This is a genomic window from Rubrivivax sp. A210 (assembly GCF_904426505.1).
Classification (GTDB): domain Bacteria; phylum Pseudomonadota; class Gammaproteobacteria; order Burkholderiales; family Burkholderiaceae_C; genus Rubrivivax.
In genome coordinates this window covers 108,135-118,228 of sequence record NZ_CAJGBN010000006.1, presented here as the reverse complement: position 1 = coordinate 118,228, position 10,094 = coordinate 108,135, and the positions used below count along the sequence as shown (strand labels likewise).

The 10,094-nt window shown below is 64.6% G+C and carries 8 protein-coding genes and 8 tRNA genes; 13 read left to right on the top strand and 3 right to left on the bottom strand.

Annotated elements, in window-relative coordinates; all coding sequences use genetic code 11:
- Positions 1 to 366: ATP-binding protein (locus tag JMV16_RS06550; RefSeq protein ID WP_201493378.1), on the top strand; the 366-nt coding region annotated here is incomplete at its 5' end.
- A 437-nt stretch (positions 367 to 803) separates the two neighbouring features.
- Here JMV16_RS06550 and JMV16_RS06545 read toward each other — a convergent pair.
- Positions 804 to 2,972 carry a helix-turn-helix domain-containing protein gene (locus JMV16_RS06545; protein ID WP_201493377.1) on the bottom strand — a complete coding sequence of 723 codons (2,169 nt, stop codon included), beginning with the start codon at positions 2,970 to 2,972 and terminating at the stop codon, positions 804 to 806.
- Positions 2,973 to 4,614: 1,642 nt separating this feature from the next.
- On the opposite strand from JMV16_RS06545, the gene JMV16_RS06540 reads away from it, so the two are divergent.
- On the top strand, positions 4,615 to 4,893 hold the full coding sequence (locus JMV16_RS06540) for an acylphosphatase (protein ID WP_201493376.1): 279 nt from the start codon (positions 4,615 to 4,617) through the stop codon (positions 4,891 to 4,893).
- Between the two features lie 62 nt (positions 4,894 to 4,955).
- Here the strand turns inward: JMV16_RS06540 and JMV16_RS06535 are convergent, their stop codons facing one another.
- Together JMV16_RS06535 and JMV16_RS06530 are read right to left on the bottom strand one after the other, a co-directional pair.
- Positions 4,956 to 5,288 carry a hypothetical protein gene (locus tag JMV16_RS06535; protein WP_201493375.1) on the bottom strand — a complete coding sequence of 111 codons (333 nt, stop codon included), beginning with the start codon at positions 5,286 to 5,288 and terminating at the stop codon, positions 4,956 to 4,958.
- Between the two features lie 111 nt (positions 5,289 to 5,399).
- Positions 5,400 to 5,771 (bottom strand): hypothetical protein, encoded by a 372-nt coding sequence (locus JMV16_RS06530; protein ID WP_201493374.1) that lies wholly within the window; start codon positions 5,769 to 5,771, stop codon positions 5,400 to 5,402.
- A gap of 526 nt (positions 5,772 to 6,297) precedes the next feature.
- On the opposite strand from JMV16_RS06530, the gene JMV16_RS06525 reads away from it, so the two are divergent.
- From JMV16_RS06525 to JMV16_RS06475, 11 genes are all read left to right on the top strand, one after another.
- A tRNA-Gly gene (locus tag JMV16_RS06525) sits at positions 6,298 to 6,372 on the top strand.
- Between the two features lie 147 nt (positions 6,373 to 6,519).
- Positions 6,520 to 6,596, top strand: a tRNA-Thr gene (locus tag JMV16_RS06520).
- A 286-nt stretch (positions 6,597 to 6,882) separates the two neighbouring features.
- Positions 6,883 to 6,958 (top strand) — tRNA-Phe (locus tag JMV16_RS06515).
- Between the two features lie 10 nt (positions 6,959 to 6,968).
- Positions 6,969 to 7,048: transfer RNA gene (locus tag JMV16_RS06510), tRNA-Arg, on the top strand.
- Between the two features lie 140 nt (positions 7,049 to 7,188).
- Positions 7,189 to 7,282: transfer RNA gene (locus JMV16_RS06505), tRNA-Cys, on the top strand.
- Between the two features lies 1 nt (position 7,283).
- A tRNA-Arg gene (locus tag JMV16_RS06500) sits at positions 7,284 to 7,360 on the top strand.
- 90 nt (positions 7,361 to 7,450) lie between these two features.
- Positions 7,451 to 7,526: transfer RNA gene (locus tag JMV16_RS06495), tRNA-Pro, on the top strand.
- A gap of 21 nt (positions 7,527 to 7,547) precedes the next feature.
- A tRNA-His gene (locus JMV16_RS06490) sits at positions 7,548 to 7,621 on the top strand.
- Positions 7,622 to 7,921: 300 nt separating this feature from the next.
- A complete protein-coding gene (locus tag JMV16_RS06485) occupies positions 7,922 to 8,122 on the top strand; it encodes an SEC-C metal-binding domain-containing protein (protein WP_201493373.1) in 201 nt (66 codons plus the stop codon).
- A gap of 132 nt (positions 8,123 to 8,254) precedes the next feature.
- Positions 8,255 to 8,653: an HNH endonuclease gene (locus JMV16_RS06480; protein WP_236580387.1), complete on the top strand. Its 399-nt coding sequence runs from the start codon at positions 8,255 to 8,257 to the stop codon at positions 8,651 to 8,653.
- Positions 8,654 to 8,714: 61 nt separating this feature from the next.
- Positions 8,715 to 9,932: an RtcB family protein gene (locus tag JMV16_RS06475; RefSeq protein ID WP_201493372.1), complete on the top strand. Its 1,218-nt coding sequence runs from the start codon at positions 8,715 to 8,717 to the stop codon at positions 9,930 to 9,932.
- The last annotated feature ends 162 nt before the right edge of the window (positions 9,933 to 10,094 follow it).

Below are 10,094 nucleotides of genomic sequence, written 5' to 3'. Positions count from 1 at the left end.
GGCAGGGCCGGGCGCATCGCCACGAGCTTGCTGCGCCTGGATCTCGTCATCCTCGATGAGCTGGGCTACCTGCCCTTCAGCCAGGCCGGCGGGGCGCTGCTGTTCCACCTGCTCAGCCGCCTGTACGAGCACACCAGCGTGATGATCACGACCAACCTGGACTTCGCCGAATGGTCCAGTGTGTTCGGCGACGCGAAGATGACCACCGCGCTGCTGGACCGCCTGACGCACCACTGCCACATCGTGGAGACCGGCAACGAATCGATCCGCTTCAGCCGCAGCACGGCCGAGGCCAAGAAGCGGATCAAGGCGCGCGAGCAGACGCGCAAGGGCGCCAAGACCGACGCCGAGGCCGAACCGTTCTGACCGGGCGCCGCGCGGGGGAAGACGCTACGGGCTACGCCCTGCGCGTCTTCCCCCGCGCGATCAACACGGCACAAAGGAGGTCAACGAAGCAGGCTAACAACTAAACTTATCCACAGCCGACACTCTCAAAGTCGGCTCCCACCCCTGGCTCAATATTCGGTCGGCACGGTGGCTCAGATTTGGATCGGCGCCGACAAACATGGCTCTTGGCGGCTCGAGTGGTCTGGCAGGTTGCATTGGTTCCATCGTTGGGCGCTGCTATTTGGCCCGACCAGTATTGCGGCGGACTTTAGTCATTCGAGGCCGAAGCGCGATGAAGTCCGCGCACCGGCGGGTGGAAGCATCTTTGGATTCGGTGCGGCGCAGAGATAGCACCGCCAGGGCTCAATCTTGCGTCCTTGCCCAAAATGCGCCGGAAGGATAAGGATGGCCGTCTGTCATTCCGAGGCCTTCACTGGAGCCCCTGGGCCCAAGAGTTCGGCCACCGACTCAAGAGTTCGCGTCCATTCGCGCTCCAGCATCGTGCGAACGTCGCCCTCCATGGCCACACGCTTGTCATCGGTGAACCACTCACGGCTGAACATCGCCACGGCTTGGCGATATCCGCGGCTACGTCCCCACTCAGCCACGCAGCGCTGCCAAAGGTCTGCGGCGGATTTCAAGGCCTCCCGATAGGTGGTCTGAGCCATCAACTGGGCCTTGTTCTGCATTTGGTCGAATCCGGCAATGAGGACCCGTTCGACCTGGGTCACAAGTTCGCAAGCTGGAGCCAGTTCCGGCGTCGCGCGCAGCAGGCGGCAATATTCAGCGAACCCGTCGACGCGCCTGCCAACTGCAGATACGCACAGCTTGCGTGCCCCGAACCCAAGTTGATAGGAGTAGCTGAAGCTGCGCCACTCCCCATCGCGCCGCGCAGCTGCAGCCACGGAAGACGCCGGCGCACTGAGAATCTCACTCAGAAGTTCTTCCTGTACCGAGCCTGGCGTCACCGGCACCTTGCTGTTCTCCCTTAGCCACAGCTGCAGGCGCGCTGCCGCCTCATCAAATGCCGCCTGGTTGGCCTGCTCCCGCTGGTTCTCCAAGAGATTGCGCGCACCTCTTGTGGCCGCTTCCAACTGCCGCCGGAACGAGCTGCGCGCCATTTGGAGCCCCTGGACCAGGAATTCCTGGGCTATTGCGCCTGGGTCGCTCAAGCAGTTGTAGAAGCCGATGCGGTAGTCTTTTAGGCCCAGTGGAGCCATGTTCATCAGAGCGTGGTCGCGCTTGAGGTCATAGCCATCTTCAACGGTCTCAACCGCGGAGCCCGTGGCGTCGTCGACTACGGCCAGGGCTTGGTCGTGATGCGCCAAGACAAGCACTGAGGAGTTGACCTCCAAACCGCGAATGCCGCTTTCTACTGCCCGGCTCAACAAGTGCTGAGCAGGGCTACCCGGCGCATCATTGAAGTGCGAGCACAGGACAGCCAGTGTGTGGGGGTCCTTCAAGTGAACTTCGAGGTCCTCACGAGCCGCCGTACCGTGAATTCCCTTGGTATCAATGAAGCGAACAGATAGGCCGTCAGCCTGCAGGAGGGACTTCTTGACGATGACTTCAATACGCTTCGGGAGCGTGAATTCAGGATGCTTGCCGTCGTTGATGCGACGAAACTCGTCTCTCAGCCATGCCAGAGGGCTCTTGCCCGACGAGGGTTCGTACCAGATTTGCCGCCGGTCGCGTGTGGGCAGGTTCATCCGCGTCAAGACCTCTACCGTGAACTCTCGAACAGTAGGGCACTCTGCGGCCAGCTCTTTTGCTGGGTCAAATGTCTGGCGCTTGCCAGCCGCATCTCGCGAGGACTTGAACATCAGGCCCGACATGTTCCGGATGGCGCGCTCGACCTCCTTGTAGGTGGCCCTTGGCTCTCCGGGCCGCACATCGTCGTCCTCGGCCCCGCCTGTGCCCTTGAGTACGTGCTCGGCAAAGTCCCGAACGTCTTCCCGAATTTCATCGGGTGTGCCTGGCTCGATTGCGATGCCGTACTGCGGTCCGCTGAGCAGGTGCACCTCACACAGGGTGGTGCCGCCGGCGCCGTCGGCCAGGACTGGCGCCAGCTTTCCATCGTCCTTGCGGACCGTGAGGTCGGTCATGAAGCCAATAGCTGTCGACTTCCCGACGCCGATAGCGCCGATGAAGGCCACCTGGTGTTCACGCTTGAGCAGCAAGCCCGCACACCGCTTCAACTCGTCGGCGTACTCGCCGATGCGGCGGCCGAACGCCTGAGGCAGGTCTGGGTTGCTGCGCAGTTCCTCCAGCTCCCGCGCCACCTGCTCGGCCTGCCAGAGCTCGTCCTGGTCGACGTGGTCGAGCGGCGGCACCGGAAGCACCTTCCAGTGCCGCTGGACCGCCTCGATAAGCCGGGCGGCCCCGGCAGTCGGAATCTGCTTGAGGATGTCGACAACCTCTTCCAAGGTGACTGGACGGTCGCCGGTCTCAATGCGCGAGAGGACCGCTGGGCTGAGCGACACGCGCTTTGCCAGGTCTGCCTGCTTGATATCGGCCTGCTCGCGCACCTGGAGCAGGTAGCGGCCCAGTTCGGCCGGGTTGAAGCTTGTGGCTTGTTCGTCCATGCTGACCTCTCAAAAACTTGTGAGCCAATGCTAGCAAGATTTCACAGACATGCAAGTCAAAAATGAAACGTGTTCTACGCCGGTCCGCGATTGCCTCGCATGGACCTGCGCAAGCGTCCACGCGTGCCTCCTGCCACGGGAAGCGGTTGCTGGTCGGAAGCCTTGGGGCGGGGCAGCCGCTTCACCGGAGCGCTCCCGGCACGGGCGGCCCCGGAGGTGCCCAACAACGTTCGCCAGTCGGCGACGTGCGCCAAAGTGAGGTGCGCAGGGAACGGCCCGGCCGCCAGGAGGCTTCGGCGCCAATGGGACGATTGCCCTTGTGGACGGCCGCGCAGGTGGTCGGCCGAGGGCCGGTTCCGACCGTCACTCCGTAACCCAGTTTCAGCCCCGTTACATGTGTCCGGCATATCTTGGCCACGTTTGCCAAAATCCGGCATATCTTGGCCACGTTTGCCAAGCCACGCAAGTCCTTGTCACCACTCACGAATTTCCGCAAAACCTCAACAGAAATCCGGCATCTGCCCGAAAATGGGGCAAAAGTGACCGGTTCAAATCCTGCCCCAGGCGCCTTCCGACGGGTGGAGTTACAGGCTTGCGAGCAAAAGCAGGGGTTTTGGCGCGGTAACGCGGCCAAGAGATGCCGGATTCCGGGCCATCGGATGGCGGATTCGACAACTTAGAACTGAATATGCGCCGCCCCACAAGGGCGGCGTTTTGCTTTGTGCCCATCCTGTGCCCATTTCGTGCCCTGGCCGTGCCCACGGTTTTCAGCGCAGCCTCGAAATGACCGTTGGGCGCCGTGCCCAGGGCCTGACCATTGGGTCGAAATCGCGACCATTGGGCGAGTGGTCCAACGGTCGTGGGCACAGACGTTGGGCACAAGCGCGGGCCGTGCCCAGTTGGCGCGGCGTTGTGGGGTTCTGTGCCCAAGTTGTGCCCATCCGTGCGATGACGCGATTTCCGACCGCTGTTCAGCCGTCCCGTATCCACCCGCGACTAGGCAACCGGAGGGCGGCGAGAACGTCGATGGCTGGACACGATGTTTTGGGGGGTTCTCCGAGAGCCACGCCCTCGCGCGCGCGAGGCTGAGACAGAGCAGGGTCCGCCATCGCTGTGACCGAGGCGGCCTATCTAGCCCGCTTCCGCCGCCGAACCATCGAGGCCTGGGCCAAGCGATGCTGAGGAGCCGGCAACCAAGGCGCCTGCAATCAATCGGCCGGACCGCAGCGTAAGCCGACGCTGGTCGAGGCCCGGCGTACTTGCGCTGACTGGCACCAAGCGGTCATTGGGCCGCGCGGCCTGCGCTCGCCCGATAGGCCGCTGTGCGAGGTGGTGCGGTCGTAGGCCTCCGGCGATCCGAAGGTCAATGCGCCACCGACCGCTGTCCACACGCAGCGGCGGAGCGGGAAACAAGGGCTTGGCTACCTCTGCGCCTGTGCAGCCTCTCCCAGATCACCAGCCTGCCGCGCCAGACCGTACCTCACAAGCTCGAAGGACTTACAGCGGCTGGTAAGGTGCGAGTAGCGTTGATTCCGGCGACGATGCAGCAGAGTGATTCCTGACGTGGCCGAACTGTCCGGCAAGTACCTCAGCAAGTGCACAGTTCGGTTACCCTGGGCTCGAGACACTTCGGGGACCGCCTATGACCGACACCGTTGTTCGACTCGAAGTCCGCGGCCGTGTCCAGGGCGTGGGTTACCGTTGGTCGATGGCCGAGGAGGCCCGGCAATTGGGCGTTCGTGGCTGGGTTCGCAACCGCCGCGACGGCTCGGTTGAGGCGACAGCCGCGGGTTCGCAGGAAGTGATCGACCGACTGATCGCCTGGGCACGAAGAGGACCAGCTGCATCCACGGTCGAATCCGTCGAGGTCTACCCAAGCGAGGGCAACTTCGAGTCCTTCGAACAGCGGCCTACCGCGTGAGCGCGCCCCGCATCTGATGATCGTCCGCAGACCATGGCACGGTGCACGCCATCTCCGGCAACTCAGGCCTGCCAGACCCCATACCCGGCCTCGCGCAGGCCGATAGCCAGCTCGACCTCCATCTCTCGAGCGGCTTCGTGGGGCATCGGGTTGTAGACCTCGTACAGCTGCGGCAGAAGACGCAGGCCGTACTGCAGCACGAACCGGTTGGCCTGGATCCCGGCCTTGTGCCGGTCGAAGCGCAGGTCTGGGTCCAGGCCCGTCATGCCGACGTAGACCAGCGGCTTGCTGAGCTGATAGTCCGGGTTCGCCTTGCGGAACGAGGCCTCGCTCCATGCGCGGTCCGACAGCTCCACCACGTATACATGGTGGTGGTGCTTGCGGGAGCGGCTCATGCCAGTGCCGACACCACGGCCGCCGATGGCAGTACCAGGCCGAAGCAACTGCGTCTGGTGACCGACGATGTCATGGCTGGCTGGATCTGCAGGGTGTTTGCACGGGTCCGGCTACGGCCTGGTCTTGACCATCGCCTCCAGGTGCGCGCGCAGCGCCTTGCGCCCGGCGCTGTTGGTCGACCGCCAGGCGGCCAGCGCGAGGTCCTGCAAGGCCCTCTCGGCAGCGGTCGGCGAGCTGTCTTCGCGGGCTTCGTCCAGCCAGCCAACCGGCTTGCCCTGGTGTTGCTCGATCTGCCGGGCCAGCTTGTCGCCGATCGGCCGCGACGACTTGATCTGGCTCCACATGCTGGGCGAGATCTCCAGCGTGGCTGCAAAGGCCTGCTCCAGCCCCTTGGGCGAGGCGCCGGTTGCGAGCGCCTGCTCGGCGTAGGCCTGGAAGAGGGCCAGGGCGTTGAGTCTTCGGGTGACGGTGGTGTTGACCACTGATGCTGTGCTTGATGCAACGATTTCGATCCGGCATTCTCTCAGGGGGTTGACGATGACGTAAAGACTATTTACAGTCCGCTTTGTCGTACCCCAAACCGCTCCATGTGAGCAACTATTTTTCCAAGGATCCCATCGTGAACTCCCGCTACGTCGCCAGCACCACCCGACCCATCAAGGGGCTGGTCGCGTTCGCACGTGCCGCGGCGATGGGATCGCTGGGCGCCTGCCGCACCGCCCTGTTCCCGACCTTTCCGACAAGCTGCCATCGGCTTGGGCGGCATGGGGACCCAGTTCATCCGGGAGAGGAGAGCGCATAGCTCGCACCCTCCAAGCTCTGCACGCAGGGGCCCGGATTCCGAAAGGATCCGGGCTCTTTTCATTTCTGGCTTCAACCGGCTTGCGCATCGGCACAGGCTCGCGATCGATGGATCGCACCACCGCTGGCGGTGGACGCTCTTTAACAAATTGCCGCAAGGCAGCCCCGGGAACCTGGATCAGGCCGGCGGCATGCCTTGCAATCTTTGCGGATGTAGCTCAATGGGCAGAGCAAGGCCACCCCACGGCCAAGACATGGGTTCGAGACCCGTCATTCGCTCCACTTCGGGTGTGTCCTTGCACTCCGTGGCCGCGCGACAAGGTGTTGGCGGTACGGGATGTGCGCGGCCAGTGATCAGGCCCCGTGCAGCGAGACACCACATCCGACGGGATGCTCGCGCTCGGGCACAGCCGAAGTGGATTCAGACAAGCCCTTGTAGCTCAGTTGGCAGAGCAGCCGCTTTGTAAGCGGCAGGCCGCGCGTTCGAACCGTCGCCGAGGGCACCAGACATGTCGCGTGCGAATAGACGACCCTAGACAGCAGTGTGGGCATTGCCGCTGCTCCGCGGCTCAAGTTGAGAGGCGCGGCTTCGTATCCCGCACGCGACGTCAAAGGAACAGGAAGCCCATCGAGCTCACGCTTCGGGTGGAAATCGGCCGCAAGGATAGGGCGGCGCCGGAACCCGTGACCGGATGGTTCTCCCGTGGAGTGCAGATCAACACCTGGTACAGCTGCCGCCCTGCGAGCGACAGGTTCCAGGGTCGACGCCCGCACGAGGCGGCAGAACAGATTGCCGAGATAGCTCAGCAGGTAGAGCGGCGCGTTGAAGGCGCGTGCGTCGGGGGATCGAAGCCCTCTCTCGGCACCAGCAAGACAGAACCTCGTTGGCTCAGTTGGATTTCATAGCGCCGGCCTACGAAGCCGGAGGTCGCACGTTCGATTCGCGCACGAGGTACCAACACGGCCGGACCAGTCCAGTTGGCAGAGCAGCACCATACGCGCGCACTTGGGCAGGCGAACGCACCTGCCGTGAAGCGAGGCAACGCGCGGGCCTAGGTAGAAAGCGGTGAATCGAGCCCGTGCCCCGGTTTCATACATCTCGACGTAGCCAAGTGGTCGAAGGCGGCGGCCTGCAAAGCCGAAGGCGAAAGCCCGCGTCCGATCGCAGCGAGCAATCGAACCGTCGAGTCCATGCCTCGTTAGCTCAGCGGACAAGAGCAGCCGGTTCCGATCCGGCGGGTCGGCCGTTCGAATCGGTCACGAGGCACCAGTTCGCTTCCCCGGTAGCGCAGATGGCAGAGCCCCCGGCCGTCAACCACGAGGTCCGTGGTTCGAGGCCACGTGGGGGAACCAGTTTCATCTTGGTGTGGCGCAGATGGCAGCGCGCGTGATTTGGGATCACGAGGCCGCAGGTTCGAGACCTGCCACCGAGACCAGTTTGAAGCGTGTGTTTGGGTGTGGCCGTAGCTCAATGGCAGAGCCGTGGGTCGTGAACCCGCTGGTGCCGGTTCGATCCCGGCCGGCCCCCCCAAGCGCATGTGAACTTCATGCGTCCCGCTCTCACGGGGCAGAGTAGCGGGCTCACCTGGCCCGTCAGGGTACGAACCCCGGCGACGCCCCAGCTCACCGCCCTCGTGGCGGAATCGGCAGGCCCCCCGGCCTCAGGCGCAGGAGCCTTCGCAGGCATCTCCGGTCGACTCGGGACTAGGGAACCAATTTCCAGTCCGGCGGTGCAGCGGTGCCGTCACAAGGCGAACGCCGGCGGATCTTGCCCACCCCGGACTTCGAGTCCATCAACCACCCAGGAGGTGTGCCATGAAACCGAACGACGATGACGACGTGTGCTTTCGAGGTCACGAGCAAGCGGCGCAAGGGCTTCCCGTCTGAGACGGCAGTCAAGCGCGGCAATCGCATCGTGCGCGGCAGCAAGGAGTTGGCCGAGAAGCTCGGCCGCAACGACCCCTGCCCGTGCGGCTCGGCGAGGTCGTTTCAAGCATTGCTGCCTGCGCAGCGGCTGCTTTTGACGGCGTGAACCGGCATCACTACCGGCGCTGAAGCATCGGCGCCGACACCTGCAGTAGGAAGGTTGCCAGAGAGGCCAGCGCAAGGCCTGGCTAAAGCCAAGACCGGCAAACGCTGGCGCGGGCGGCAGTCGGTCATCGAAGTGCATCCCATCATTGCGCTGCACGGTGCACCCAGGGTCAACCTGTTCGACGTGGTGCCGGCCTTCAGCAGGAACAAGCTGTTCCGGCGCGACCGCATGACTTGCGCCTACTGCGGGCAGCGCTTTCACGAGCGCGAACTGCAGTGCGAGCACATCGTGCCGCATTCGCGCGGCGGCGGCTGGACCTGGATGAACCTGGTCACTGCCTGCGGCCTGTGCAATGGCCGCAAGGCCTGTCGCACGCCCGAGGAAGCCGGCATGCCGCTGGTGTACCTGCCGTATGTGCCCAGCCGATTCGAGGACTTCCTGCTCGAAGGTCGGCACGTCCGCGCCGACGTGCACGAGTGGCTGGCCGCGCGTCTTCCCCGATCGTCGCGTGCAGGAACGCGATTGAGCTGATTGAGCGCCGGCCCCGATGGTGCCGTCGGTACCGCCGGGGCACTCACAATGGAGATTCATCATGGAAACCAACTTCATCCACGAAGACGTCCCCGGCGGTGTGCCGCTGAAGATGTGGACCCGCGGCCTGCCCGTGGAAGATCAGGCCAGGCGCCAGTTGACCAACGCCGCGCGCCTGCCCGTCGTGCACCACCACATCGCGGCCATGCCCGATGTGCACTTCGGCATCGGCGCCACCGTGGGCTCGGTGATCCCCACGCTGCGCGCCATCATCCCGGCCGCGGTGGGCGTGGACATCGGCTGCGGCATGATGGCCTGCAAGACCACGCTGACGGCCGAAGACCTGCCGGACAACCTGGCGCCGCTGCGTGCCGCCATCGAACGCGCCGTGCCGCATGGCCGCCAGCCGGGCTCACGCGACCCCGGCGCCTGGAGCAAGGCCCCGGGCGCGGTGACCACGGCCTGGGCCGGGCTGGAGCCCGAATTCACCGAACTGTGCCGCGACTACCCCAAGCTGGCCAAGACCAACCACATCCAGCACCTGGGCACGCTGGGCACGGGCAACCACTTCATCGAAGTCTGCCTGGACGAGGCCGGCTTCGTGTGGTTCATGCTGCACTCGGGCTCGCGCGGCGTGGGCAATGCCATCGGCACGATGTTCATCGAGCTGGCCAAGCAGGACGCGATGCGCCACCAGGTCAATCTGCCCGACGTCGACCTGGCCTATTTCGAGGAAGGCAGCCGCTACTTCGGCGACTACGTGCGCGCCGTGGGCTGGGCGCAGCGGTTTGCGGCCATCAACCGCGAGCTGATGATGAAGCGCGTAATCGAGGCCGCCAAGGCCGTGATCCACAAGAACTTCCAGAGCCACGTCGAGGCCGTGAACTGCCACCACAACTACGTCAGCCGCGAGCACCACTTCGGCGAAGACGTCTACGTCACGCGAAAGGGCGCGGTCAGCGCCAGGGCCGGGCAGCTGGGCATCATCCCCGGCAGCATGGGCGCGCGCAGCTACATCGTGCGCGGCAAGGGCAACCCCGATTCGTTCGAGAGCTGCAGCCACGGCGCCGGCCGGGTGATGAGCCGCGGCGAAGCCAAACGCCGCTTCACGCTGGCCGACCACCGCGCGGCCACCGAAGGCGTGGAGTGCCGCAAGGACAAGAACGTCATCGACGAGACGCCCGCGGCCTACAAGGACATCGAAGCCGTGATGGCGGCGCAGACCGACCTGGTGGACGTGGTGCACACGCTCAAGCAGGTGGTGTGCGTGAAGGGATGAAGGGCCAGGCCAGGATTTGCGGGGCGCTTGACGCGAGTCGGGCGCCCCGCTTTCCTGGGGCCTCGCTGGGAGGGTGGCGCGGTGGGCAGCTTTCGGGCAGGCCACTCGCTGCCTTGAATTTCTCTTGGCGACCGAGGCCGTGTGGAAACTCTTTCGCGCCGA